The organism is Floridaenema flaviceps BLCC-F50 (assembly GCF_041929275.2).
GTDB classification, from domain to species: domain Bacteria; phylum Cyanobacteriota; class Cyanobacteriia; order Cyanobacteriales; family Aerosakkonemataceae; genus Floridanema; species Floridanema flaviceps.
Genome location: NZ_JBHFNR020000002.1, coordinates 1,087,222 through 1,110,509, shown reverse-complemented (window position 1 = coordinate 1,110,509; position 23,288 = coordinate 1,087,222). Strand labels below are relative to the sequence as shown.

The window sequence follows — 23,288 nt, the reverse complement described above, 5'->3', positions numbered from 1 at the left end:
CAAGTATCTAATGGATGAAAATGTTGAGCCGATTAAATTTCTTGTTCATATTGTGCGATCGCTTCTTCAATTATTTCATTACTCACATCTGAAACATCGGATTTAGAATAAATTGTAGCAAGTATGATTCCTTGCTCAGTTTTCAGATAATACATGACTCGATAGCCTCCACTTTTTCCTTTTTGAATATCGCTATTTTTGAGACGAACTTTGAAAACCTGATATTTAACTCCCGCAATTCTATCTCCAGGGAGTTCACCAGCTTGAAGTTGCTCAATTAATGGTTGGAGATCGCTACGAATTGAACGATAGCGTTTAGCAAGTTCTCGGAGATCCCTTTTAAAGCGAGGAGTAAGAGCAATTTCGATCGCTGATGGTTCACTCTGCATCAATATCTTCCCACATTTCCGATAGGGGTAGAGTTTGTCCTGTTAAAGCTTCATGTAAACCTTGGCGAATTCCTTCTATAACTATTGCTGTTGGTGTTTCATCAGGATCGATTTCGTCTTCTTCGGAAAGTAAAACGATAACACGAACCCGCTGTGGTTTGGTAACTTCTAGGGATTTATCTAGCGTAAGTTCGCCATTTTCATTAATTGTGGCTGTGGTTTCAATTGCTTTCATACATTGGCGATCGGGTTTGGTAGGTAGTTATTGTTTCTTTCAGTATATCGATTTTTAACATACTGTTTCAACACTGGATTTAAACTAAAAAACCTTGTCCGATCGTCTTCTTTCGTATCTAACAACAAACGCATTCCCACTGATTGTATTGCATTTAATAATTCTGAAGTTGGTAAGTTTACATTTTTGATGAGATGTGCTAAAAAAACAGGTTCATTTTCGTTAGATAGCTGAATCATTACGGCGATTTCTGATGATGTTAAACGTTGAAATTGTTGGTCTAATTGTGCTTGCAAAGCTTCGCTTAAAATCAGTGTATCGCATTGCAAAAACTCTGAGACTTTTCCGGCAAATAACTCTTTAATTAGGTTAGCAGTAAATTCTAACCAAAGCGGATTACCTTGATATTGTTCGATCAAAGTTTGCCAACAGTCTTCATCTAATAAGTCTTGTTCTCTAATAATTTCTTTAGCTGCTTCTCCTAAACCTTCTAACAATAAGCAATTTATGGCATTATTTTCTTTTTTTAATTGGACTGCTTCTCTAGGTTTTTCCCAAGTATTTACTATCAAACAACTTTGATGATTAACTTGGGTAATTAGTTGAAAAAATAAGTGATAATTTTCATAACCAGTTTGATATTGTCCGGCAAGTTGTTTGCTGCTGAAAATGGTATGTATATCATCAAGGATAATTAAACAACGATGCTGGCGGAGGTAGTTGATAAGTTGGGAAAGTTGGGTTTCAATGTTTTGGGGAGTTTCTGATTTTGGCGCGAAGATTTGTATTAGGTTGGTGAGGGTTGTTTCTAGGGTTGGGGAAAAGCGCAGACTGCGATAAATTATGTATTCAAAGTTGTGTTTGATTTGTTCAATTAGTTGTAGTGAAAGGGTGGTTTTGCCGATTCCACTAATGCCTAAAATGGCGATGAGGCGAGAGTGTTGTTGTAAGATCCAGGTTTCTAGGGTGGTTAGTTGGGGAGTGCGATCGAAAAAGCTGAAAATTTCCGGTGCGTCGCCTAAGTCGATGTGCGATTTTGGGGTTTGTTGGGGTTGTTGTGTGGGAGTGTGCGATCGGAAATTTTCTGGACAAATGTTAACGTTATTAATTCCTACAAAACTTGTGCCAATAGCTGATGACACATGGTAAGAATTACCTCTTTTCAAGATATAGCGAACATTTGCTTTATTAACATTTTCTCCTAACACATCCGACAGAATTTTCCATAAGTCTGAAGCAACATCCCTGATATGACCTTCACTCAAATGGAATTCTTCCGCAATTTGGGAATATTTCTGATCTTGTATTGCACCCCGGAGTATAGCTTCTTGCAGGTATTCTAAGTGTTTTCCTGTTTTTGCAAAAACTAGCTCGTCAGCAAGTTTTAGAACTGTTTGAATATCCATAGATTAGAGATTTGCTATGGTTTCTGCTATTTTATCCGATCTTTCTGACATTTTCCGATCTTGTCGGGTTGGGAAAGTACCGACAATTCCGACTGACAGAGCTTAATTTGTAAAGATAATCTTGTTGTAGTAGCTACTAATCAACCTAAGTAAGGAATCCTTTATGAGCGGAACGTGGGAGCCAGTAGGAGATGGTGTCCATGAGTACCAACAAGAAACAGGCTCTAAACCGGACGGTACTTACACAATTTCAGTACGTCCAATTGGTCAATCAACTAAATATCCTCATGTAAACTTTGATTACAACCCAATCACTGATGATATAACTTATAACCATAGTTCTATCAGCAAAAGAAAAAGGCTTGGGGGGATGCGAGAAGTTGTACAGATTGCAATAGCATACCTGAAAGATAAGGGATTGCTTTAGTAGAAGTTTGGATTCGTTGATGCAGTTGTGTCCTAAAAGAACAGATTAAAAGTTTTCATCTTTTTAGTTTAAACCTAATTAAAGTAATTAAAGTCTATTATGGCTGATGTAGTAAGATTTAGAACACCTAGTGGTGACGAGATTACAATCAGATTGGTAGATCTTGGCTCAAGTGGAGTCACTATGGAGCTTGTTTCTGGGAATGCTAACCGTGTTCATCATCATGCCTTTGAGGACAAGTACGGAAACTGGAACATATTGATTCGAGATAGCAATAATCAAAACATAGCAGCTTATGTTCTTAACAAAAGATACGGTGGCTGGACTGAAAGACAACTAACAGATGCCGAAAAAAGAGCTAGATAGGCAGGCATCAGAAATCTAACTGTAGGGTGCGTTTAACTTCGTTGACGCACCTCAGTAGACGGAAGTATGGGGAGATGGTTAATAGTGGGCGATCGCTTGATTAAACCTGCTAGTTAGAGTTTAGTTAATCCTGAAATTTAGTTGCATCCTACAAAGATTAAGAGAGTGCTTATGGCTAAAAAGTACATGGGTGAAGTTAAAACGCCAACAGGTTCTGCATACCCTTATTATTGGGACGAAAATACTGGCGAAGTAACTGTTGGCAATGAACCTGCTGGTACAGCCTCTTCCGCTGATGAAGCTTGGCGTAAAGCGAATTTCTATGCAACTACGCTTCAGAAATGGAAGGATTGATGGAGAAAAATTGCGATCGCTTTCTCCAATCGACTATGCAGAAATGTAGGGTGCGTTAAACTTCTTTAACGCACCACAGAAGTGGGAAGGATGGCGAGAGGGTTTAGAGTAGGCGATCGCTTTAGCTCAATCTCTTTGTGCATTTTATACATAAATCAAAGGAGTTTACAATGCCTTCTATATTTGAATTAGAAGAACAGTACAATCAAGGAGCGATTGGGTATTTCCAAAGTGGCGACCGACTTGTAGAACAAGGAAAATTTAAAGCAGCATTGGAAGAATATACCGAATCTCTAGCGTCCATTTGCCTTGCGTGCCACTTTAGTGACTCAATTCAAGAAAAAGGTCTTGGCTACTCATCTGAATTTATAGAAAATCAAATTAGCTATACTATTTTGATTGGCACATTGACTACTCACATAGCGCATTGCTTTAATAAACTTGAAGATTATGATAAAGCCTTAAATTTTCTTGAAAAAAGTCAAAAAGTAGTTGATTCTTTAGCCAATCACGATGCTCTTAAATATTCTACTTATGCACAGTATAAAATTTATTATGAAAAAATTGTTGGAAGTTGCAAAACTTTGGGGGAAACAGCAAGACTAGGAAAACAAATAAATGAAGCTAAGGGGATCGGAAAAGACCTCAGTGAATTGAATGAAGTATTTGAAAAAATGTGTTCTAAGTTTGAAAGATGCTGTTCTAAGAAAAGCTGTCTTGTACCAGGTACAGCCAGTGATACCAAAATTAGTAATAGTAACAGTGATGGCTGTTTCATCACCACAGCAGCTTACTCAACTCCCTTGCACCTAGACTTAGACACATTTCGCAATTTTAGGGATAAAAAACTCTTAACTAATGCTGTTGGTAAAAAGCTAGTTAAGCTCTACTACCAAATCGGCCCTAGCATAGCTAAATATGTGGAAAAACAGCCAGCAATCAAAAGCTTTGTCAGAAAGCAACTAGGACGTTTAGCTGAGTGGATGCGTAAATAAAGAGTTAAAAATTACTAAAGTAGAGAGAAAATAGTATGGAAACTACACCTGTAAAAATGTCAGATATTAGAGTTCCTAAGAGAAGCGAACTCAATGAGGGTAAAATACGCTCAATAGAAAATTCTCCTGACTCTATCGAACGTCTAATTCACAGCAAATCAGATCCGATCGCACTCCGCAAAGGTACACCCCCTTACGAAGTATATAGTGGAAGACACAGAGTTTATGTAGCTGCTCAGAAAGGGATTAAACTAATTCCAGCAGTTTTCACTTGATAAGCGATCGCACACTCCCATCTTTTCTGGAAAAAGCGATAATGCTACGCATCGCTGCGCGATCGCACTATTTATACGCATCACCACGCGGACTAATTTTAGTCACTATATATACTTTGTTTTCATCATCTATCAGAAACAGTATGCGGTAGTCACCCACCCTTAGTCGCCATTCAGGACGACCTTTAAGTGGTTTTATATCTACCATTTGTCGGTCTGCCAATAGTATTTTCAAAGCCCGGACAATACGTTCCTGTTCTGGTAGCGGCAACTTTTTCAAGTAGCGTTTTGGTGAATTTAGAATTGTCAAATTCCATTCAATCAAGTTCCCTCCCAAAAAGTTCTAACTCTAATTCCTTGAGTGAGTTACCGCGATCGCGTCCCGCCAAATAATCTTGCCAAGCAGCTTCGCTTTCGGCTATTTCTTCAGCTGGAATCACTTCCAAATCGCCTTCAACTTCTACCCCCTGATTAAGTATATTTTTCAATTCTTCTGATAACCGCAGTTGCTCAGATATAGAAAGTTGTTGAACTTGATTGAGTACCTCATTATAAGTCAGCATAAATTCGATCTTTAAACATTTAATTTTTGGTCTATTATATACCACTTGAAGCTGCATTCATCCCAAATTCCGCAAATATAAATTTTTGGGTGAAGGGAGTAGCTTTGGCGTAGCCTGCCGGAGGCATATCGCACATCCCCATCTTTTCCCAAAAGCGATCGCACTCTAATTCTCTGCTTTCATGCGATCGCACCTACTTATAAATATCTCCACGAGAACCAATCGCAGTCACAATATATAATTCATTCTCTCTATCTTCTGTAAACAGCACCCGATACTTACCAACTCGCAAACGCGATTCAGTGCGACCTTTAAGTGGCTTGATATCCAGTGCTGTAGGATCTTTAATTAAAGCATCCAAGGCATTAACAATACGCATTTGGTCATCTGGCTGCATCCGTTCTAGATAGCGTTGCGCTGGTTTCAAAAGAATATAATCAGTCAATTTTTTCTCCAAACAGCTTTTGCTTTAGTTCTTTTGAAGATATTCCGCGATCGCGTCCTGCTAAATAATCTTGCCAAGCTGCTTCACTTTCAGCTATTTCTTCAGCTGGAATCACTTCCGAATCGCCTTCAACTTCCACTCCCTGATTAAGTATGTTTTTTAATTCTTCTGATAATCGCAATTTCTCGGATATAGAAAGTTGTTGAACTTGATTGAGTACTTCGTTATAAGTAGGCATAAATTCGCTTTTTAAACATTTAATTTTTGGTCTATTATATACCGCTTTAAGCTCCATTCATAGATCTGCACGGTTAACTAAAGGCATATCGCACTCTAAATTTTCTGCTTTTATGCGTTGGCGTAGCCTGCCAAGATTGCATATCGCACATCTCCATCTTTTTTAGAAAAAGCGTTGGCGTAGCCTGCCAAGATTGCAGCGCGTCCCTATCTTTTCTCAAATGCGATCGCATTTTTAATGTATTTAACACTCAACAAGTCTTCTGAACATTTGATTCGCTGATTTTACCGATTTCTTTTTCACATTAATCGTAGATTACCTTAGCTTGTTCATTGACATCTATTGTTTTTTGAACTGCGGTCATATTAATTTGCTAAAATCAACTACTTATTTATCTAATAGTTAAGATAACATTTTTCCCGATTTTGCAAAAATGCGTTGGTGTAGCCTCCCGGAGACATATCACCTAATAAACGAAATAAAAACGCCTACAACGCAAAAGTTTTAGCAAATGCTTGTAGACGTTTTCATAAGTTAAAACCCAGTTAGTTAAAGGGAATACTGAGTTAATTAATCACAGAATTTACGATGCTAGGGCAACTTCTACCTTTTGTTGTAATTCCCCATTTTGAAAAAGCTCAATCATCACATCTGAACCACCAACGAATTCACCATTGATGTAAACTTGGGGAATAGTAGGCCAGTTAGAATACTCTTTAATTCCTTGACGAATTTCAGGATCGGCTAACACATCTACAGTTTGGTATGGTACTCCCAATGTGTTAAGAATTTGTACTACATTGTTGGAGAAACCGCACTGGGGCATGAGTTTGTTGCCCTTCATGAATACTAAAACCTTATTTTCTTGGATTAACTTATCAATCCGGTCTTTGAGTTCTGGTGTCATAGTTGTTTAGTAAATTCGCGCAACTGACGCTCGCTTGCGATCGCTTTAATTAGAATGTTACAACTTGCTTTGGGTTGCGCCCAAGTGGATGTAAATTCTACTGTAACTTTGTTAGTTTAACGATAACATCCAGCTTGGTCAAGCAAACCAAGCTACAGTTTAAGATTTTGGGGTAGAGGTTTTTAGTGCTAAGGCGTGGATAGCCTCAGTAGACATCGCCTGTTGTAAGGCACCATAAACCATTTGATGCTGTTGAACTAGCCCTTTACCTGCGAACATGGAAGAAACGACACTAACTTGATAGTGATCTCCACCACCAGTCAAGTCTTGCACTTCCACTTTGGCATCAGGCATTTGTGCCACAATCATCGCCTTAACCTGTTCTGGGCTAATCATGCAATTCCTCTCACGTAACAAAGATTTGACAGTTTGTTTTTAGTGTAGATTAAATTATTGGGTTGATGAAGTAGGTTGGCGATCGCTATTACTTCTCGGAAAGGGAGAATCCACAAAACCCAATTCAAATAGTTGCTGATAAGCCTTTTTCCCTAAATCTCGCGTGGGATTTTGCGATCGAATAATTTGCACCAGCAAGGGTACAGCTAATTCTGGCTTATTTTGCGCCCGATGTACCAATGCTAATTGATAGGTTGCTTCATCGCGCATTTGGGCAGTTTCTACCGCTTTTTTTCGTTGACTATCCGCAATGCGGTTGTCTATTCCCGAAAAACTAGCAGCCAGTTCTTGATAAAAATTAGATAACTGGTTAAAAACCTGGCGAGCTTCTTGGAGTTTCTTCACTGCTAAGGCATAATCTTGGGAAGAAACTGCACTACTAGCCTCAGCCATTAGTCGCTGTCCTCCTGGCAAGCTCAGTAAAGTGTTATCTTGATTTAGAGGACGTAGTTGGTTGGCATCTGTCCCTTCCAAAGGCTGAGGTTGGGTGGGAGATGCGGGAGTAGCGGGTGGTTCTGTTTGGGCGCTTACTGATAAAGGCAGACAAAAAGCTGCCATAAGTGCCAGAGAAGTCAAACCGCTAAGGTAAAAGAAGCGAACATTTGCAGGAAACACCATGAACTCAGCTTTTTTTCTTTGCAGAAATCTAGGGTGGATATTAACTTCGGAGTATATTAACATTACCAGGTCGAATAAGGTAGGGCATACGCACTGTAGGCCAAGAAACCCGGTTTTTCGTTACTACCCTGACGCTGAAATAACCCCATTACGTTAAAAAACCGGGAGGCGAGCGTAAGTCGAATAAGGTTGGGATTTGAGTGTAACAGGCTGAACAATTTTTGGTTTGGCGATGAGCAAGCCCTAGTTATGTTTAACTGAGGCTTTGACTCAGAGGGCATTGATAAAGCGAAGTTAGGGAAGCTTGCAAATCTTCTGTTAAACTCTGGGCGCTGCGTTTGACATTATTGCTCCGATAATCAACTACTTTGAGGGGAGAACCGATGTTAATGGCAACGTTGCAACCGCGATGCGGGACTTCTTGACTATACTTGATGGCGATCGGAACTACTTTAATTCCCAAATTACATTTACTAGCTTCTGCTTGCAATGCTATCCGAGCAAAACCAGGTTTGAGTGGTTGAATGCAGTTTTCCCGGAAAATATTGCCTTCGGGAAACATCACCAAAACTTTTTCTTGTTGCAGTAACTCAATGCCGTGACGGATGCTGCTAATTCCGGGATGATCTGTATCTACGGGGAAACCTCCCATGCGACGGATAAACCAGCCTTGAATTCCTAACATTTCATTGGCAGAAACCATAAAATGCAGATCTCGACCTGTAATATCTCGTCCTGCGGCATAGCCTAGCATAAAGGGGTCCCAGCGAGAACGATGGGTAGGAGCAAAAATTAAAGGCCCTTCTTGAGGTAGATTTTCCCGACCTTTTACAGAAATTTGCCCAAAGTAAACCGGAAGAACTATGTATCGTCCGATCGGATAAGCCAAAGATGCTATCCCAGGAGAAACGCTAGAGCTAAGATTTGTCGATGTTATGGTTGCCAATGAACGTGAGGAGGAATCAACTTGAGTCATCATACAAAAGATGGCTAGTAAATATATTTAATCATCCCAATTTTCACCGTAAAGTTTTCTGGCTCAATTGTCTGGTGTGTAGGGACAGTTAAAACGCTGTCATTCGATTTGAAATTTTAGATTTTAGATTTTGGATTGACAATTAAGAGGGAACGGGGAACAGGAGGAGATGGAAAGCTATCTTATCGATCGGCAAAATTCTGTCTTTTTTGCTTAAACCAAGATTGTAGCTGCTGACGACAGGCAGATTCCAAAATTCCGGCAATTACAGTTAAGCGATGATTAGAGCAGGCGCTATCGGGAATGTTGGCTACTGTACGCACTGCGCCTGTTTTGGAATCGTCTGCGCCATAAACTAGCATTCCTAATCTAGCTTGGACGATCGCACCTGCACACATCGGACATGGTTCCAGGGTAACGTAGAGAGTACATTGGTTTAAATGCCAATCTTGCAGAGCTTTTCCCGCTTCTCTCAAAGCCAGAATTTCGGCGTGGGCGGTGGGGTCTTTGTCCCGTTCCTTGCGGTTTTCTGCCTCTGCTAATAAGTTACCATCACCGTCAATAATCACCGCACCTACAGGCACTTCCCCCTCCTCTGCCGCAGTTTGGGCGAGTTCAAGGGCGCGGCTCATCCATTTTTGGTGTGTTTCGTAGGTTAGGGGTATCATTTCGCCGTTAAATACCTCAGACTGAAGTCTGGGGCTATACAAACTAAGTCCGCCTGCGCGGACTAATTTTTTGGTTTTATGTGGCTGATTGGGTTAATAATGGGTCTAGTTTAGCTTCAGTATCTAATTTGTAAATGTCGTCACATCCGCCAATGTGTTGATTGTTAATAAATATTTGGGGAACTGTTCTGCGTCCGTTGGCGCGTTCTGCCATTTTGTTTCTCGCTTCTTCATCCCCATCTATTTTATATTCGGTATAGTTTACGCCTTTCCACCAAAGCAACATTTTGGCACGAATGCAATAAGGGCAAGTTTGCCAGGTGTAAATTTCTACGTTGGCTTTGATCCGTTCTGGATGTCGTCCTAAAATTGGGTTGAGGAAGTCTAACATTTTGGTTTTCCTGAAATTAGAGGGCGTGATTATTTTTTACCACAGATGAACACAGATAAACACGGATGTGGATTTAGATTTATGGTGAGAGATAAGGATTTATGGAATTTAGCGATCGCATTACATTATCGCTGAATTATTAAAGCAAATTTTATGGAAAATATTATCAGGAAAAAACTATCAGTTTGTACTAGACATTCGCTGCTTTTTCCACTGTCAGACCTATTTCTTGCCCGTATGATAGTTCTAGCGTATGACCATCTGGATCTCGCAAGAAAGCCCAATATCCGACAGGATAACCTGAGTCTTTGGGTTCTTCAACTAATATGCCTTCCTGACGAGCTTGGTCACAAAGCACATCCATTGCTTCCCGACTTTTACAGCCTACTCCCAGATGGGCCAATGGAGAGAGAATTGGCTGCACTGAATTGGTTTGAATTAGTACAATTACAAATGGTCGAGTATTGTCACTCAGCCAAGCGACTGCTACCCCTGCGGTTGCATCTATGCGACGGTGAACTACCTGCATTTGAGCATAAGTTGTGTAAAATTCAATACTTTTTTCTATGTTTGAGACGGGAAGTGCAATATGTGTAAATCCAATATCAACCATGTTGGGTTCCTTGCGATCGATTATCTTTATTTAGATTAGATCATCTTTAGGAAGTGGTAAAAATATGGTACTCATTGCCCAGACAAAGTAATTCTCTAAACTGTATAACTGTGGAGTAGAATTTTTAGATTAGTCAATATGGGTAAAAAGAACCATAAAAAGGCAATTCGCAGTTTAAGGCAACGTATTGCTGAACATTTAGAAAAGATTAGAATAGAATCGGAAAAGGATTTTCCCGATCGAGGTTTAATAAGACATTGGGAAAGTGAGATTCGAGCTTTTGAGAAAGGAATTCAGCAAGCTCAAAAACGTTTAGGTAAATAGTTATGCAATTAAGCGATCGCCCCCTTCCAATTAAAAGTCCCACTCTCAACACTTTGATTACGGAGTTGGGTGAAGAATGTACTAAAGTTCAAGCTTTGATTTATCAACTTCAGTTAACTAATCTCAGTGGAAAACAGCAAGCTGAAATTTTGGCGGAGTTGTTGGCTTGTGCTGTACATTTAAATGTTCATTGTGGGGAAGATTTCCAAAATTTGATTGCTGAAGAAATGGAAAGTTTGCCTGATGATGATGAGGCGTGAATGTTTGGCGATCGCACAACATTATCGCAGATTTATAACCTGCTATAATTGGCACTATTTCGCGGGTAATCCTGCCAGTTTTAGCGTTACTAATGTCATCTAACAGTTTAACACTTGCTTATGTGGCAGGATTGCTCTTTGTTATGTAGTTCGCTGTCCGTAATTGGTATGATTATTATCCGTTGAATCAGCAACCTCGTTAATACAATTTTGAGTTATATTTTGATTACTTCATGGTGTTGATTTGGAGGAACCTAGCTTTTTTTGACCTAGCAAAGCAGCACTAAAAATCATGGCTGTCAGCAACCCAACAATCGAAGATGGTTCGGGAACAGATTTACTGGTTGGAACCACTGCTTCTAAACGGATATTGTCGAAGTAAACATCGCCAGCAACTCCCCACGAAGCAACGAAGTCTTCCAAAGTTAACTGAATACTTTTATTCGTAGTAAATGAAATGGAGATGGGTTCCCATTTTCCTGTGTCGGGTAAATCAAAAAAAGTTGATCTTACTACTCTTGCATCTGCCATTTCATCCCGCCCGGAAATCAATTTCCGGGCTAATAGCTCAAGTCCACTTAAGTGGACTAAAAACAAATGAATTGTAAGTTAAATATTCAGTCCTCTTCAGAGGACTTTCGCTATTAGCCTGCGAATTGATAAGGCAGGCGGACGTTGGAACTGGTGGAATATATGAGTACAAAAAATCAGTAGAAGGTAGCATCCGATCGCAAATTTCCCCAATCAAACATCATCAGGATTTATCCCCAAACTTCGCAATCTTTCTGCTAATCTTTCTGCACGTTGGGCTTCTTGTAATGCTCTTTGTTCTGCTAATTCACGTTGTCGATCGATCTCCACATAACTAGCAAACTTTTGCCCATCAGGTCGATAAAGTTGCAACTCATTTTCTACTACTGCAAACCTAATTCCTAAACTAGGACTTACCCAACCTTCCATTGAGTCAATTTCACTTAGTTCTGTACCAGATCGCAACCATCCCTCTAAATTGCCATTCTCAGGGTCATAAACATAGTATTCTTCCACGCCGTAACGTTCGTAAAACCGAAATTTATTTAACATTTTTCCGAAACGATTACCGGGGGAAAGCACTTCAAAAACTACTTGCGGCGCAATATTATTTTCCCGCCATTGTTGATAAGAACCTCGATCGCCTTTTGGTCTACCAAACACTACCATTACATCAGGTGCTTGCCGAATAGTATTATTCCCTTCGACGGGATACCAAAGTAAATCACCAGCAACAAAAACATCGGGATTATCTTTAAATAGCGAGTCTAATCCCCCTTGAATTGTCACGATATAGCGGAATTGTTTAGTATTATCTGCCATTGGCTGACCATCGCTTTCGGGGTAGAAAATCTCTGGCTGACTCAGGGGTTGAATTGGTGCTGTCATGGGATAACGACCAAAAGCCTTACTAAAAATAAAGATAGCAAAATTTACTTGAGATTTATGTTGAGCGATCGCCATCTCTAATTGCTACTCTTTTTCGAGTAGTTCCTCTATAGTTTCCAAATGCCCTGTAATATGAGGAATCGAACCATATTGGAAAGATGCAAAAATTCTTTCTAGCTCTTCTTCTGATTCATTTTGTTCTACGAAACTAATCAATTGACTTGCCAAACGTTCTATGTCTAAATTAATTTCTTCCAAGTTAAACAGTAATTTTTCAAATTGGGTTTTACGCAGTTTAGATTCCAGTTTATCTTGATGTTGCTTAAGAGTATTAATTGCCGATCGCAGAGAGTCTACTTTAGTCTGCATAACTATCACCTAAACAAGTTATTAAAAAGTAACAAAAATATTGGCATTACCTTTTAGAATCAGAAGCCACTACCCAGTCCCCAGTCCCCAGTCCCCAATCCCCAGTCCCCAAGGTCAGGCATTAGCAGCAAAACTTTACAGAGGTATTACAAAGAGGATTCAGCAGAGGTATCCACGCTCTGATAGACTTGAAAACTGTTAGAGCCAGACGAACTATTGCCTAAATAAGCCTTGGGAGGACAGACCCCGTGTTGGAAAGTACGCTCGGATTGGAGATTATTGAAGTTGTGGAACAAGCGGCGATCGCTTCTTCTCACTGGATGGGTAAAGGTGAGAAAAACACCGCTGACGAAGTAGCTGTGGAAGCTATGCGGGAACGGATGAACAAGATACATATGCGGGGTCGCATTGTCATCGGAGAAGGGGAACGTGACGAAGCCCCCATGCTTTACATTGGTGAGGAAGTGGGTATTTGCACCCGTGAAGATGCCAAAGATTTTTGTAACCCTGATGAATTAGTAGAAATTGACATCGCTGTTGACCCCTGCGAAGGCACTAACCTAGTAGCTTATGGGCAACCAGGCTCAATGGCAGTGCTAGCAATTTCGGAAAAAGGTGGTTTATTTGCTGCGCCTGACTTCTACATGAAGAAACTCGCTGCACCTGCGGTAGCGGCTGGTCATGTAGATATTAACAAGTCAGCAACCGAAAACCTCAAGATCCTCTCTGAGTGCATGGATCGGAAGATTGACGAATTGGTAGTGGTAGTGATGGATCGTCCCCGTCACAAGGAGTTAATTCAGGAAATTCGCAACGCAGGCGCAAGAGTTCGTTTAATTAGCGATGGTGACGTTTCTGCTGCTATTTCCTGCGCTTTTGCAGGAACCAATATTCACTGTTTGATGGGTATTGGTGCAGCACCCGAAGGTGTGATCTCTGCGGCTGCTATGCGCTGCTTGGGTGGACACTTCCAAGGACAGCTGATTTACGATCCAGAAGTGGTCAAAACTGGCTTGATTGGCGAAAGCAGAGAAGGCAATATTGCCCGTTTGAAGGAAATGGGAATTACCGATCCTGACAAGGTTTACAATGCCGATGAACTAGCTTCTGGGGACACTGTGTTGTTCGCTGCTTGCGGTATCACTCCCGGAACTTTAATGGAAGGAGTTCGCTTCTTCCACGGCGGCGCAAGAACTCAAAGCTTGGTAATTTCTACTCAGTCGAAGACCGCTCGCTTTGTGGATACAATTCACTTGTTCGACAATCCCAAGAATTTGCAATTGAAATAGTCATCAAGAAAGGGAACAGGGAACAGGGAAGGGGGAACAGTTTTTTCTTTTCCCTGGTTGCCTTTCCTTTATGATGTCTTAGAGGGACAAGGGTGAAGGTAAAGCTAAAAAAGTAAAGATTCTTTTCTAAACTTTACCTATTTCTCTTTTATCTTGTAATATATTTGGGCTTTTGCCTGATTTTCCAGCTGCCTGATTTCAAGATTTATAGGTAATTGGTAATCAGTAATGGATAATAGTAAGAATATCAGCCAATTACCAACTACCAAATTAACAATTAGCCGTTAGCAATTAACCATTAGCAAATGAATATTGCAGTAGTAGGGCTTAGTCACAAAACAGCACCAGTTGAAATTCGTGAAAAACTGAGCATTCCCGAAGCGCAGACGGAAAGTGCGATCGCGCAACTGAAAAATTATCCTCATATTGAAGAAGTTGCCATTCTCAGCACTTGTAACCGTCTGGAAATTTACGTGGTACTCTCAGAAACCGAACAAGGAATCTCTGAAGTACGTCAGTTTCTCTCAGACTACAGCAAGTTACCAATGGGCGAACTTAGGCGACACCTGTTCATTTTGTTGCATGAAGATGCTGTCATGCACTTAATGCGGGTAGCCGCTGGGTTAGATAGCTTAGTCTTGGGAGAAGGACAAATTCTGGCTCAGGTTAAAAACACCCAAAAGGTTTGTCAGCAGTACAAAGGTATCGGACGAATTTTAAATCAATTACTCAAAGCAGCGATCACTGCTGGTAAGCGAGTTCGTACTGAAACTAACATCGGTACTGGCGCTGTTTCCATTAGCTCCGCTGCTGTGGAATTAGCACAAATCAAAGTTTCGGCTTTAACTACCAGTCGGGTAACTATTTTGGGTGCTGGGAAAATGTCGCGCCTTTTGGTACAACATTTGATCGGCAAAGGAGCAACACAAATTTGTATTGTGAATCGCTCTATGCAACGTGCCCAAGAGTTAGCGAGTCAGTTCCAAGAAGTAGAAATTAAGTTACATCCGCTATCAGAAATGATGACGGCAATAGCGTCTGCTGATATCGTTTTTACTAGTACTTCTGCAACTGAGCCAATTTTAAATCGCTCTAAGTTAGAAGCGGTTTTGGATGGTAGTCGCTCTTTGATGTTGTTCGATATTTCTGTACCGCGCAACGTGGCTGCTGATGTTAATGAAATTTCCCATGTTCACGCTTTTAATGTGGATGATTTGAAGGCTGTTGTGGCTCAAAATCAGGAAAGTCGCAGACAAATGGCACAAGAAGCGGAAGCACTTTTAGAGGAAGAAGTTGCAGCTTTTGATATGTGGTGGCGCAGTTTGGAAACTGTTTCTACTATTAGCTGTTTGCGCGATAAAATGGAAACGATTCGCACTCAAGAGTTAGAAAAAGCTCTGTCTCGTTTGGGTACTGAATTCGCAGAAAGACATCAAGAGGTAATTGAAGCGTTGACTAGGGGAATTGTGAATAAAATTCTCCACGATCCAATGGTACAATTACGCGCCCAACAAGATATTGAGGCGAGACGCAGAGCAATGCAATCTTTGCAATTGCTGTTTAATTTGAGTACGGAAGCTCAATCAGGTGAAGCAGTATAATTGAAAACTTCAGTTAGCTGTTTAATAACCAAGTAATTTTAGATTTTGGGTTTCGGGTTTTTGGTTGGAAAATCTGAAATCTGAAATCTAAAATAGTTTTTAGGGGTAGACGGAGATAATTTTAATTAAAATTGGTAGTTACAAAGATTATCGGTTAGATCCCCCCTAACCCCCCTTACCAAGGGGGGAACGAGATTCAAAGTTCCCCTTTGTCAGGTGGGAACGAGATTCAAAGTTCCCCTTTGTCAGGTGGGAACGAGATTCAAAGTCCCCCTTTGTCAGGTGGGAACGAGATTCAAAGTCCCCCTTTGTCAGGTGGGAACGAGATTCAAAGTCCCCCTTTGTCAGGTGGGAACGAGATTCAAAGTCCCCCTTTGTCAGGTGGGAACGAGATTCAAAGTCCCCCTTTGTCAGGTGGGAACGAGATTCAAAGTCCCCCTTTGTCAGGTGGGAACGAGATTCAAAGTCCTCATTAGTAAGGGGGAAAAAGAGATTCAAAGTCCCCCTTTGTCAGGTGGGAACGAGATTCAAAGTCCCCCTTTGTAAGGGGGAAAAAGAGATTCAAAGTCCCCCTTTGTAAGGGGGATTTAGGGGGATCGAAAAGGCTGAAGTTTCATTGATTTGACTGCAATATAATGCAATCTAACATTAAAAAACGAGAGTCGGAACGAGTTTTACCTAGATTTGCCCAAATTATTTTATGGTTATTGGGTTTATGGTTGGGTGTAGAGCTATTATGCCGCTTAATAGCAGAAGCTTTATGGTTTAATGAGGTTAATTATTTATTAGCTTTTTGGGTACGGTTGGGAACTCAGTTAGGTTTATGGACGATCGCACCTTTATCACTAATCTTTTTGCTGTTTAATATAAGTATTGCGGAACGTTATCGTTATCCTGCGCCTAATTCGTCATTTCCTGAACCGAGAAAAACTCCGCTTTTAACTAAAGATAAAACTAAAGATGAGCGGCGAAGTTTTAGTTTCGGTTTATTTTGGCTGTTAACTTGCACAATTGGGTTAAGTTTACTGACAGGATTGCTGGTTTTTCATTATAGTAAAATTGCTTTCACCTATTGGCAGCCAAATGTAGATGTTACAGTTGTATCGAGTACTATTCCCGCGCATTTCGATCCCACATCAATTTGGCAGAACTTGCGAATTTCTCCTATTTGGCAATTAATTTTTATAGCAGTAATTTTCCTAATAGTTCTGATTAAACATAGAGTTGTTTTAAAAGCGATCGCAATTCTAATGAGTCTCTGTTTCGGGCTAGTTTTTTCAGGTGAATGGATCAAATTTTTACAATATTTCCAAGCACAATCTTTTGGAAGTAAAGATCCTTTATTTCATCGAAATATTGGCTTTTATGTTTTTAGTTTACCACTTTGGCAATTATTAGAATTTTGGTTTTTAGGATTATTTTTATTTGCTTTTATAGCTGTAATTTTAATTTATTTACTATCAGGAAATAGCTTAAGTGAAGGGAAATTTTCTGGTTTTAATCAACCGCAGCAAAAGCATTTATTATTACTCGGTGGCGCACTCATGCTGTGCATATCTTATAGCTATTGGTTGCGGCGTTATGAGTTATTATATTCAACTCAAGGCGTAGTTTACGGCGCGAGTTTTACTGATGTTACGGTGCAATTACCAATTTATACTTTGCTCAGTTTGGTGGGATTGGCGATCGCTATTTTACTATTTTGGCGATCGCTTTTTCCTGAATCAGCCACCAAGGGAAAAAAACCACTAGAAAAACGCAGTTTACATTTTTTATTGACTAGCGCTTTTCTGTTACTTTTTTCTAGCTTGTTTGTATTTTCATTTATTCTTCCTCCAGTTGTCCAACAATTAGTTGTTCAACCCAACGAAGTAAGCAGGGAAACTGCTTTTATTGAAAACAGTATTAAATTAACTAGAGAAGCATTTCAACTAGATAAAGTTGAAGTGAAAACTTTTATTCCTCAAGGCGGATTAACTGAGACCGATCTAATCAAGAATAATCAAACTATTCGGAATATTCGCGTTTGGGATACCCAGCCACTTTTAGAAACTAATCGACAATTACAACAGTTTCGACCTTATTATAGATTTCCTAGTGCAGATATAGAGCGCTATACTTTAGCAACTTTAAAGCCTAAAGAAACCGAAAAAAGACAAGTAATTCTAGCTGCTAGAGAGTTAGATTATAATGACGTTCCTGAAGCAGCTAAAACCTGGGTAAACCAACATTTAGTTTATACTCATGGTTATGGATTTACAATGAGTCCAGTAAATATAGCTGCACCAGGAGGATTACCAGATTATTTCGTTAAAGATATAGGCACAGCAACAAATAGTGGTAATTTACAAACATCAAATCCGCTAATTCGCTACAGTATTCCTACTAGTAATCCGCGAATTTATTATGGGGAAATTTCGGATACTTATGTGATGACTAACACCAAAACCAAAGAATTTGATTATCCCAGTGGAGACGATAACGTTTATAACACTTACGATGGTTTTGGGGGAATTAAAATTGGTGCTTGGTGGCGAAAATGGGTGTTTGCCAAATATTTGAATGATTGGCAAATGTTATTAACGGGGAATATTACTGAGCAAACTAAGGTGTTATTTCGTCGCAATATTAACGAAAGAGTTCGAGCGATCGCACCTTTTTTAACTTATGATAAATCTTCTTATTTAGTAGTCACAGATGTTCCTCAAGAATCAGAAATAGCGAAGAATATTAGAAACCATTTGTTCTGGATTATAGATGCTTATACTACTAGCGATCGCTATCCCTATTCTGACCCCGGAAATAATCAATTTAACTATATTAGAAACTCGGTAAAAGTAGTCATTGATGCCTACAACGGCGATGTTGATTTTTATGTTGCTGACCCCAAAGATCCAATTATTAAAAGTTTATCTGCTATCTTTCCGAAGATGTTTCAACCTCTGTCTGCAATGCCAGCTGCACTTCGCAGTCATCTGCGGTATCCGATCGATATTTACAGCATTCAATCGGAAAGATTACTCGCTTATCACATGACAGATCCTAGAGTTTTTTATAATCGAGAAGATTTATGGCAAATTCCTACAGAAATTTATGGGGGTAAACCACAAACAGTCGAACCTTATTATTTAATCATGAAATTGCCTACTGCCAAAGAGGAAGAATTTATTTTATTACTTCCTTTTACACCTAAAGGCAGAACAAATTTAATTGCTTGGTTAGCAGGTCGTTCTGATGGTGCAGAATATGGTAATTTATTACTGTACCAATTCCCTAAACAACAATTAGTTTTTGGGCCAGAACAAATCGAAGCTTTAATTAACCAAGATCCCGTAATTTCTCAGCAAATTTCTCTGTGGAATCGTCAAGGTTCAAAGGCAATTCAAGGTAATTTATTAATTATTCCGATCGAAAAGTCGCTACTTTATGTTGAACCACTTTATTTAGAAGCAGAACAAAATAGCGTGCCAACTTTAGTGCGGGTAATTGTTGCTTATGAAAACCGCATTGTGATGGCAGAAACTTTAGAACAAGCATTAAATGCAATTTTCCAACCTAAACAATCAAATCCCGCACCTATTGTTCGTCCGGTGGAAACTGTACCGTCAGAAAGTGTTCAATAATTAAGTAGGTGTAAATAAATAAAGTAATAATAGTTATTTAAGGATGGGGCAGGCAGGATGCCCGCCCCACAAGAGTTTTCACTTTATTTATATCTACCTACTTATTACTTACTAACAATAATTGTCACGCCACTGACTCCCCAAGCGGTAAAAAATCCGCGAAATAACTCTTCACTAGCAGCACTCATTTCCCCATCTTCACCGATAATTCCTCCGGTAATTAACTTGCCGCGATCGCTCAAAAAAGTCAACCTTTGTTCGCCATTTTCATCCTTCTGGATTAACAAACGACCTTTCGCTAAAATTTGACCAGCACTACTCGAAATTGCACAACGCATTGTTTATTTATTGTTCATAGTTCCTTGCTTATTTTAAATGATTTATGAACCAAGACTAAAGTACGTTGTTGCGCTTTAGCGCTCTTATTTAGCGCTGAAGCGCAACAACGTACCCAGCAACTTGGGTGATTACAAAATAACTCCAATTTGTTTGAGATAAACTGGCGTAAAAGGTTCACCCGATCTCAGTTGGTAATTTTCCATCCAACCTTGACGGCGAATTGAAATATTGTCTCCTTGTTTTTCGACTACGGTAGCATCTTCGTAGGCATTTTGTACCAAAGTTTTTTCCGTTTCAGTGGGGTTATCTAAAACAACGATATCGCTACCTTGGTAAAACATTCCGTCGCTTTCTAAGATATCTCCGCAATATTCAGCTATGAGTAAATCCAGTTTAGGATTACGGAGTAAACTTTGCACGTTAGTATTATAATCCTTGTGCATTACTTTTTCGGAACGGTTCACAAATACCCCTTGCCGACAAACTGCACCGATCGTCCAATTAGGGTATTTTAAGAGGATATGATCGATCGTATCTTCCAATTCTTTCAGCGAAATCCGGTTAAAAGTAATAATCGGAATTTTCGCATCATTTGCAGTTTTAAAGAAAGTTTCAATAATAAAAGATGGCACATCTACACTTTCTCCAAAAGCGGGATTTAAGTGCATATAAATCCCTGGTGCTGCATTAATTTCCAAAATCGCGAAATTTCCTTTTTTCCAAGATTCTGAGAGAGTTTCGCAAATCACATCAATTCCCATGCAAACTAATCGGAAATGCTGGGCAATATCTTGTGCCAAAATGATGTTATCTGGATGAACTGTAGCAGTTGCATCTATACTGACTCCGCCAGCAGAAAGATTCGCAACTTTACGCAAATAAATTGTTTTATCTGCTTCAATTACGCTATCCATCGTCAACTTTTGTTCATCCAAAAACATCTCCATTGCTTCATCAATTTGAATTTTTCCCATTGGTGAAGTCGGAGTATCTAAGCGTTCCGGTTTAGTATTTTCCTTGTCAATTAATTCCGCAATAGTTGAGTGCCCATCACCAACTACCCAAGCGGGACGACGTTCAGTAGCTGCGACAAATTTACCATTGACGCAGAGTAAGCGAAAATCCGATCCGGTGTAACTTTTCTCTACAATAATATCTACAGGTTGGGTTTCGGGAATGGTTTTTAATGCTCGATTAAAAGCGTGTTCTAATTCTTCACCATTCTGCACATTTGCTGTTACTCCAATGCCTTTATGACCCACAACTGGTTTAACTGCTACGGGATAACCAACGATATCCGCTGCATCTAAAGCACCGCTTAAAGTACCAACAATATCACCTTTTGGTACTGGAAAACCAAGGGTGTACAAAAAGTCTTTGCAGTCATCTTTTCGAGTGGTAAAATCAGAGTCTAAATGACTGTCATGGTCAAAGGTTGTAGCCACACCCCGCACTAATTTTTTCCCATAACCATACTGCATTAATCCTTCATCCCACAAGTAAAATACGGGAATGCCTTTTTGGGTTGCGGTGCGGAATAAAGAGTAAACTGTAGGCCCTCCATAAACTGAGGCGCGAAACATTTCTTGCAGGGTTTTAAACTTTTTATAAACCGGGAAATCATCCTTTTGCGTAATCGCTTCTAACCAATCCCAAACAAAGTAAATTACTGCTTTTGTAGTCCGGGCATGGATAGTTTCTACGGCAATTCTATGATAATTTTTATATGGGTTGATGCTCCATTGTTTTGGGTGTAAATTCATTTGGAGTTTTCCCACTTCCATAATTGTTTCAGCTAGTAGATGCCCGTAAGATTCATATTGTCTATCTTTTAATTGGGGGCAAAATTTGCTAATTTCTGTAACATAATCTTCTATAGCCGCTGGTTCGAGATATCCGGTAACTTCAAAATCAAAAACGATCGCAGCTGTGCTTAAATATGGGTTTGGCCCTACATAATGCTGAATGTTAAAGATGTCAAATGCGTCTTCTTCTCTAGCATTAATCCTGGGGTCATCATTAATTTTTTCTCTTATCATCACTATCTCCTTTGGTAGAATGCCTTGAGCGGAGCGATCGCTACTGAAATTACCTAAAATCTTCGCTCACTCTAAGCTTTTCGCACCAATCTACGTTAGTTCGTTTTTGAGAGATTTTCTTCTATCTATAGTTAGTATTCTCTAATCTATCCAACAGCTATTGTTTTTTGCTGTAAAAGTTGTTTGATAAATTATTTTTTATCTCAACATTTAGAATGATTTGATTTTTTACGTCCTACAAAATACTGATAAACTCTGGCTGATAACCTACCCCTTGCGAAAGATGTCTTTAATAACACCACGCCCTAAATTAAATTGTAAATAAGAACACATTTTAGGAGGACAGCAACATGACTGTCACAAAAACTCCTCTAAGAGAAGAAGTTCATCAATTAGCTGAAAAAGCTTTTCATCTTAACTTGATTTCGGGTTATGGAGATGGTGAATATAGCGATGAGTATCAAATTGTTTACCAAGGTAAACCTAGACATCTCCCATTAGAAAAGGCACGTTCTTTTTTAAGCAAATTAATCCAGAAATCACGTTAGAAACTGTTGCTAACATCAAGCATCGAATCTAAATTTCTCTTCTCCTGATTCTCCTCTAGGATTGGGAGGTTTTCTTTTGCAAATAATTTAATAATTCTTGCCAGTAGGACGATATTTTACACTTTTACTGGACAATTGTTTATCTCTCTTAAAGCATAAGCTTTTAGGAGTATACAATATCACAGATGAAAAATTCATTCTGTATTAATATCTACCAAATGACTGTTTAAACTCGATAAACAACCATGCTTTACTTAAATTGCTTACAAATTGAGTAATTTTAAAAGCGAGTTTATATGGCTGACAATCAAGTATCTGGACAATTAATAATTATTGGTGGGGCAGAAGACAGAGAAGGAGATTGTAAAGTACTCCGCGAATTTGTCCGCCGTGCGGGAGGTACAAAAGCTAACATTGTAATTATGACCGCAGCGACAGAATTACCCAGAGAAGTGGGAGAACAATATACAAAAATATTTCAACGTTTTGGGGCAGAAAACGTTCGGATTATTGATACTGTCACCAGAGATGATTCTAGCTCATCGACATATTTAGAAGCTGTAGAAAAGGCTACTGGTATATTTTTTACTGGTGGCGACCAAGCGCGAATTACTAGTATCATTAAAGACACTGAACTTGATGCTTTAATTCACAAACGTTACGCCGAAGGTGCTGTAGTTGGGGGTACTAGTGCAGGGGCAGCAGTTATGCCTGATGTGATGATTGTAGAAGGAGATTCGACGACAAATGCCAGAGCAGAAGTTGTAGAAATGGGTCCCGGAATGGGATTTCTCCCCGGAATTGTCATCGATCAACATTTTTCTCAACGGGGACGTTTAGGACGTTTAGTTGCTGCATTAGCACAGCAACCTGCTGTTTTAGGATTTGGAATTGATGAAGATACAGGGATAATAGTTAGCCAAGATGTAGTTGAAGTAATTGGCAGCGGTTCTGTAACAATTGTCGATGTGGCAGAAATTACTCACAGTAATGTAGATAATCTTTTGAAAGATGAAGTAATGGCAATTTGTAATGCTAGATTGCACCTTCTTCCTGAAGGCTATAGCTACAATTTGAAGAATAGAAAACCAATTTTAGAACGCATTCCTCAAGCAGCGGTAGCAGCATAAACTGAATCTAGATCCCCGACTTCTT

General features: G+C 39.6%; 32 protein-coding genes. 12 read left to right on the top strand and 20 right to left on the bottom strand.

All coding sequences use genetic code 11. The features are described from left to right. Positions 1–32: 32 nt before the first annotated feature. From ACE1CI_RS25040 to ACE1CI_RS25030, 3 genes are read right to left on the bottom strand one after another with little or no spacing between them, the layout of a single operon-like run. Positions 33–389, bottom strand: coding sequence for a type II toxin-antitoxin system RelE/ParE family toxin (locus ACE1CI_RS25040; protein ID WP_413266265.1), 357 nt, complete (start codon positions 387–389; stop codon positions 33–35). Next, entirely contained in the window at positions 379–624 is a 246-nt protein-coding gene (locus ACE1CI_RS25035; protein WP_413266266.1) for a type II toxin-antitoxin system RelN family antitoxin, read from the bottom strand. Before ACE1CI_RS25035 ends, ACE1CI_RS25040 begins: the two co-directional genes overlap by 11 nt. Beyond that, on the bottom strand, positions 621–2,030 hold the full coding sequence (locus tag ACE1CI_RS25030; RefSeq protein WP_413266267.1) for an ATP-binding protein: 1,410 nt from the start codon (positions 2,028–2,030) through the stop codon (positions 621–623). The genes ACE1CI_RS25035 and ACE1CI_RS25030 overlap by 4 nt, the downstream gene beginning before the upstream one ends. A gap of 163 nt (positions 2,031–2,193) precedes the next feature. Between ACE1CI_RS25030 and ACE1CI_RS25025 the strand changes: the two genes are divergently transcribed. The 5 genes from ACE1CI_RS25025 to ACE1CI_RS25005 all read left to right on the top strand — a co-directional run bounded on the left by ACE1CI_RS25025 (position 2,194) and on the right by ACE1CI_RS25005 (position 4,447). After that, on the top strand, positions 2,194–2,457 hold the full coding sequence (locus ACE1CI_RS25025; RefSeq protein WP_413266268.1) for a hypothetical protein: 264 nt from the start codon (positions 2,194–2,196) through the stop codon (positions 2,455–2,457). A gap of 99 nt (positions 2,458–2,556) precedes the next feature. Next, positions 2,557–2,823 carry a hypothetical protein gene (locus ACE1CI_RS25020; RefSeq protein ID WP_496615793.1) on the top strand — a complete coding sequence of 89 codons (267 nt, stop codon included), beginning with the start codon at positions 2,557–2,559 and terminating at the stop codon, positions 2,821–2,823. A 171-nt stretch (positions 2,824–2,994) separates the two neighbouring features. Further along, positions 2,995–3,177 carry a hypothetical protein gene (locus tag ACE1CI_RS25015; RefSeq protein ID WP_413266270.1) on the top strand — a complete coding sequence of 61 codons (183 nt, stop codon included), beginning with the start codon at positions 2,995–2,997 and terminating at the stop codon, positions 3,175–3,177. Positions 3,178–3,347: 170 nt separating this feature from the next. Then, entirely contained in the window at positions 3,348–4,172 is an 825-nt protein-coding gene (locus tag ACE1CI_RS25010) for a CFI-box-CTERM domain-containing protein (protein WP_413266271.1), read from the top strand. A 35-nt stretch (positions 4,173–4,207) separates the two neighbouring features. Then, on the top strand, positions 4,208–4,447 hold the full coding sequence (locus ACE1CI_RS25005) for a hypothetical protein (RefSeq protein WP_413266272.1): 240 nt from the start codon (positions 4,208–4,210) through the stop codon (positions 4,445–4,447). A 67-nt stretch (positions 4,448–4,514) separates the two neighbouring features. Here the strand turns inward: ACE1CI_RS25005 and ACE1CI_RS25000 are convergent, their stop codons facing one another. From ACE1CI_RS25000 to ACE1CI_RS24945, 12 genes are all read right to left on the bottom strand, one after another. Beyond that, on the bottom strand, positions 4,515–4,757 hold the full coding sequence (locus tag ACE1CI_RS25000; protein ID WP_413266273.1) for a type II toxin-antitoxin system RelE family toxin: 243 nt from the start codon (positions 4,755–4,757) through the stop codon (positions 4,515–4,517). Between the two features lie 7 nt (positions 4,758–4,764). Continuing rightward, on the bottom strand, positions 4,765–5,010 hold the full coding sequence (locus tag ACE1CI_RS24995) for a hypothetical protein (RefSeq protein ID WP_413266274.1): 246 nt from the start codon (positions 5,008–5,010) through the stop codon (positions 4,765–4,767). Between the two features lie 34 nt (positions 5,011–5,044). After that, positions 5,045–5,203 (bottom strand): hypothetical protein, encoded by a 159-nt coding sequence (locus ACE1CI_RS24990; protein ID WP_413266275.1) that lies wholly within the window; start codon positions 5,201–5,203, stop codon positions 5,045–5,047. Continuing rightward, a complete protein-coding gene (locus tag ACE1CI_RS24985) occupies positions 5,204–5,455 on the bottom strand; it encodes a type II toxin-antitoxin system RelE family toxin (RefSeq protein ID WP_413266276.1) in 252 nt (83 codons plus the stop codon). After that, positions 5,448–5,693 carry a hypothetical protein gene (locus ACE1CI_RS24980; protein ID WP_413266277.1) on the bottom strand — a complete coding sequence of 82 codons (246 nt, stop codon included), beginning with the start codon at positions 5,691–5,693 and terminating at the stop codon, positions 5,448–5,450. The genes ACE1CI_RS24985 and ACE1CI_RS24980 overlap by 8 nt, the downstream gene beginning before the upstream one ends. 583 nt (positions 5,694–6,276) lie before the next feature. Beyond that, the gene (grxD, locus tag ACE1CI_RS24975) at positions 6,277–6,600 is read right to left on the bottom strand and encodes a Grx4 family monothiol glutaredoxin (protein ID WP_413266278.1); all 324 of its coding nucleotides are present in this window, start codon (positions 6,598–6,600) and stop codon (positions 6,277–6,279) included. Between the two features lie 159 nt (positions 6,601–6,759). Continuing rightward, positions 6,760–6,996 (bottom strand): BolA family protein, encoded by a 237-nt coding sequence (locus tag ACE1CI_RS24970; RefSeq protein WP_413266279.1) that lies wholly within the window; start codon positions 6,994–6,996, stop codon positions 6,760–6,762. A 54-nt stretch (positions 6,997–7,050) separates the two neighbouring features. After that, positions 7,051–7,674, bottom strand: coding sequence for a hypothetical protein (locus ACE1CI_RS24965; protein WP_413266280.1), 624 nt, complete (start codon positions 7,672–7,674; stop codon positions 7,051–7,053). Between the two features lie 253 nt (positions 7,675–7,927). Next, positions 7,928–8,653, bottom strand: a complete 726-nt coding sequence (locus ACE1CI_RS24960; RefSeq protein ID WP_413266281.1) for a lysophospholipid acyltransferase family protein — start codon at positions 8,651–8,653, stop codon at positions 7,928–7,930. 179 nt (positions 8,654–8,832) lie between these two features. Beyond that, positions 8,833–9,318: a tRNA adenosine(34) deaminase TadA gene (gene tadA, locus ACE1CI_RS24955; RefSeq protein WP_413266282.1), complete on the bottom strand. Its 486-nt coding sequence runs from the start codon at positions 9,316–9,318 to the stop codon at positions 8,833–8,835. Positions 9,319–9,394: 76 nt separating this feature from the next. Further along, positions 9,395–9,709, bottom strand: a complete 315-nt coding sequence (gene grxC / locus ACE1CI_RS24950; protein WP_413266283.1) for a glutaredoxin 3 — start codon at positions 9,707–9,709, stop codon at positions 9,395–9,397. A 190-nt stretch (positions 9,710–9,899) separates the two neighbouring features. Beyond that, positions 9,900–10,322, bottom strand: a complete 423-nt coding sequence (locus ACE1CI_RS24945; RefSeq protein ID WP_413266284.1) for a VOC family protein — start codon at positions 10,320–10,322, stop codon at positions 9,900–9,902. Positions 10,323–10,460: 138 nt separating this feature from the next. Between ACE1CI_RS24945 and ACE1CI_RS24940 the strand changes: the two genes are divergently transcribed. Together ACE1CI_RS24940 and ACE1CI_RS24935 are read left to right on the top strand one after the other, a co-directional pair. Continuing rightward, the gene (locus ACE1CI_RS24940; protein WP_413266285.1) at positions 10,461–10,646 is read left to right on the top strand and encodes a hypothetical protein; all 186 of its coding nucleotides are present in this window, start codon (positions 10,461–10,463) and stop codon (positions 10,644–10,646) included. A gap of 2 nt (positions 10,647–10,648) precedes the next feature. Next, on the top strand, positions 10,649–10,906 hold the full coding sequence (locus ACE1CI_RS24935) for a hypothetical protein (protein WP_413266286.1): 258 nt from the start codon (positions 10,649–10,651) through the stop codon (positions 10,904–10,906). Positions 10,907–11,137: 231 nt separating this feature from the next. Here ACE1CI_RS24935 and ACE1CI_RS24930 read toward each other — a convergent pair whose 3' ends face one another. The 3 genes from ACE1CI_RS24930 to ACE1CI_RS24920 form a co-directional block, all read right to left on the bottom strand. Beyond that, complete coding sequence (locus ACE1CI_RS24930; RefSeq protein ID WP_413266287.1) at positions 11,138–11,437, bottom strand: PEP-CTERM sorting domain-containing protein; 300 nt, start codon at positions 11,435–11,437, stop codon at positions 11,138–11,140. 213 nt (positions 11,438–11,650) lie between these two features. Further along, entirely contained in the window at positions 11,651–12,325 is a 675-nt protein-coding gene (locus ACE1CI_RS24925; RefSeq protein WP_413266293.1) for a Uma2 family endonuclease, read from the bottom strand. Between the two features lie 84 nt (positions 12,326–12,409). Next, positions 12,410–12,694, bottom strand: a complete 285-nt coding sequence (locus ACE1CI_RS24920) for a hypothetical protein (protein WP_413266288.1) — start codon at positions 12,692–12,694, stop codon at positions 12,410–12,412. A 251-nt stretch (positions 12,695–12,945) separates the two neighbouring features. On the opposite strand from ACE1CI_RS24920, the gene glpX reads away from it, so the two are divergent. From glpX to ACE1CI_RS24905, 3 genes are all read left to right on the top strand, one after another. Further along, positions 12,946–13,983 carry a class II fructose-bisphosphatase gene (glpX, locus tag ACE1CI_RS24915; RefSeq protein ID WP_413266294.1) on the top strand — a complete coding sequence of 346 codons (1,038 nt, stop codon included), beginning with the start codon at positions 12,946–12,948 and terminating at the stop codon, positions 13,981–13,983. Positions 13,984–14,288: 305 nt separating this feature from the next. Then, positions 14,289–15,584, top strand: coding sequence for a glutamyl-tRNA reductase (locus ACE1CI_RS24910; RefSeq protein ID WP_413266289.1), 1,296 nt, complete (start codon positions 14,289–14,291; stop codon positions 15,582–15,584). 635 nt (positions 15,585–16,219) lie between these two features. After that, positions 16,220–19,207: a UPF0182 family protein gene (locus tag ACE1CI_RS24905; protein WP_413266391.1), complete on the top strand. Its 2,988-nt coding sequence runs from the start codon at positions 16,220–16,222 to the stop codon at positions 19,205–19,207. A gap of 104 nt (positions 19,208–19,311) precedes the next feature. Here the strand turns inward: ACE1CI_RS24905 and ACE1CI_RS24900 are convergent, their stop codons facing one another. Together ACE1CI_RS24900 and ACE1CI_RS24895 are read right to left on the bottom strand one after the other, a co-directional pair. After that, positions 19,312–19,545, bottom strand: a complete 234-nt coding sequence (locus ACE1CI_RS24900; protein WP_413266392.1) for a hypothetical protein — start codon at positions 19,543–19,545, stop codon at positions 19,312–19,314. 129 nt (positions 19,546–19,674) lie between these two features. Beyond that, positions 19,675–21,585, bottom strand: a complete 1,911-nt coding sequence (locus tag ACE1CI_RS24895) for an ATP-binding protein (RefSeq protein ID WP_496615792.1) — start codon at positions 21,583–21,585, stop codon at positions 19,675–19,677. A 350-nt stretch (positions 21,586–21,935) separates the two neighbouring features. Between ACE1CI_RS24895 and ACE1CI_RS24890 the strand changes: the two genes are divergently transcribed. Both ACE1CI_RS24890 and ACE1CI_RS24885 read left to right on the top strand, forming a co-directional pair. Further along, on the top strand, positions 21,936–22,133 hold the full coding sequence (locus ACE1CI_RS24890) for a hypothetical protein (protein ID WP_413266394.1): 198 nt from the start codon (positions 21,936–21,938) through the stop codon (positions 22,131–22,133). 296 nt (positions 22,134–22,429) lie between these two features. Next, entirely contained in the window at positions 22,430–23,263 is an 834-nt protein-coding gene (locus tag ACE1CI_RS24885) for a cyanophycinase (RefSeq protein WP_413266395.1), read from the top strand. The last annotated feature ends 25 nt before the right edge of the window (positions 23,264–23,288 follow it).

Excerpts from the sequence above, each read along its gene's own strand:
- ACE1CI_RS25040 (WP_413266265.1), bottom strand. The coding sequence starts at position 389 with ATGCAGAGTGAACCATCAGCGATCGAAATTGCTCTTACTCCTCGCTTT.
- ACE1CI_RS25035 (WP_413266266.1), bottom strand. The coding sequence starts at position 624 with ATGAAAGCAATTGAAACCACAGCCACAATTAATGAAAATGGCGAACTT.
- ACE1CI_RS25030 (WP_413266267.1), bottom strand. The coding sequence starts at position 2,030 with ATGGATATTCAAACAGTTCTAAAACTTGCTGACGAGCTAGTTTTTGCA.
- ACE1CI_RS25025 (WP_413266268.1), top strand. The coding sequence starts at position 2,194 with ATGAGCGGAACGTGGGAGCCAGTAGGAGATGGTGTCCATGAGTACCAA.
- ACE1CI_RS25020 (WP_496615793.1), top strand. The coding sequence starts at position 2,557 with ATGGCTGATGTAGTAAGATTTAGAACACCTAGTGGTGACGAGATTACA.
- ACE1CI_RS25015 (WP_413266270.1), top strand. The coding sequence starts at position 2,995 with ATGGCTAAAAAGTACATGGGTGAAGTTAAAACGCCAACAGGTTCTGCA.
- ACE1CI_RS25010 (WP_413266271.1), top strand. The coding sequence starts at position 3,348 with ATGCCTTCTATATTTGAATTAGAAGAACAGTACAATCAAGGAGCGATT.
- ACE1CI_RS25005 (WP_413266272.1), top strand. The coding sequence starts at position 4,208 with ATGGAAACTACACCTGTAAAAATGTCAGATATTAGAGTTCCTAAGAGA.
- ACE1CI_RS24995 (WP_413266274.1), bottom strand. The coding sequence starts at position 5,010 with ATGCTGACTTATAATGAGGTACTCAATCAAGTTCAACAACTTTCTATA.
- ACE1CI_RS24980 (WP_413266277.1), bottom strand. The coding sequence starts at position 5,693 with ATGCCTACTTATAACGAAGTACTCAATCAAGTTCAACAACTTTCTATA.
- grxD (WP_413266278.1), bottom strand. The coding sequence starts at position 6,600 with ATGACACCAGAACTCAAAGACCGGATTGATAAGTTAATCCAAGAAAAT.
- ACE1CI_RS24970 (WP_413266279.1), bottom strand. The coding sequence starts at position 6,996 with ATGATTAGCCCAGAACAGGTTAAGGCGATGATTGTGGCACAAATGCCT.
- ACE1CI_RS24965 (WP_413266280.1), bottom strand. The coding sequence starts at position 7,674 with ATGGTGTTTCCTGCAAATGTTCGCTTCTTTTACCTTAGCGGTTTGACT.
- ACE1CI_RS24960 (WP_413266281.1), bottom strand. The coding sequence starts at position 8,653 with ATGATGACTCAAGTTGATTCCTCCTCACGTTCATTGGCAACCATAACA.
- tadA (WP_413266282.1), bottom strand. The coding sequence starts at position 9,318 with ATGATACCCCTAACCTACGAAACACACCAAAAATGGATGAGCCGCGCC.
- grxC (WP_413266283.1), bottom strand. The coding sequence starts at position 9,709 with ATGTTAGACTTCCTCAACCCAATTTTAGGACGACATCCAGAACGGATC.
- ACE1CI_RS24945 (WP_413266284.1), bottom strand. The coding sequence starts at position 10,322 with ATGGTTGATATTGGATTTACACATATTGCACTTCCCGTCTCAAACATA.
- ACE1CI_RS24940 (WP_413266285.1), top strand. The coding sequence starts at position 10,461 with ATGGGTAAAAAGAACCATAAAAAGGCAATTCGCAGTTTAAGGCAACGT.
- ACE1CI_RS24935 (WP_413266286.1), top strand. The coding sequence starts at position 10,649 with ATGCAATTAAGCGATCGCCCCCTTCCAATTAAAAGTCCCACTCTCAAC.
- ACE1CI_RS24930 (WP_413266287.1), bottom strand. The coding sequence starts at position 11,437 with ATGGCAGATGCAAGAGTAGTAAGATCAACTTTTTTTGATTTACCCGAC.
- ACE1CI_RS24925 (WP_413266293.1), bottom strand. The coding sequence starts at position 12,325 with ATGACAGCACCAATTCAACCCCTGAGTCAGCCAGAGATTTTCTACCCC.
- ACE1CI_RS24920 (WP_413266288.1), bottom strand. The coding sequence starts at position 12,694 with ATGCAGACTAAAGTAGACTCTCTGCGATCGGCAATTAATACTCTTAAG.
- ACE1CI_RS24910 (WP_413266289.1), top strand. The coding sequence starts at position 14,289 with ATGAATATTGCAGTAGTAGGGCTTAGTCACAAAACAGCACCAGTTGAA.
- ACE1CI_RS24905 (WP_413266391.1), top strand. The coding sequence starts at position 16,220 with ATGCAATCTAACATTAAAAAACGAGAGTCGGAACGAGTTTTACCTAGA.
- ACE1CI_RS24900 (WP_413266392.1), bottom strand. The coding sequence starts at position 19,545 with ATGCGTTGTGCAATTTCGAGTAGTGCTGGTCAAATTTTAGCGAAAGGT.
- ACE1CI_RS24895 (WP_496615792.1), bottom strand. The coding sequence starts at position 21,585 with ATGATAAGAGAAAAAATTAATGATGACCCCAGGATTAATGCTAGAGAA.
- ACE1CI_RS24890 (WP_413266394.1), top strand. The coding sequence starts at position 21,936 with ATGACTGTCACAAAAACTCCTCTAAGAGAAGAAGTTCATCAATTAGCT.
- ACE1CI_RS24885 (WP_413266395.1), top strand. The coding sequence starts at position 22,430 with ATGGCTGACAATCAAGTATCTGGACAATTAATAATTATTGGTGGGGCA.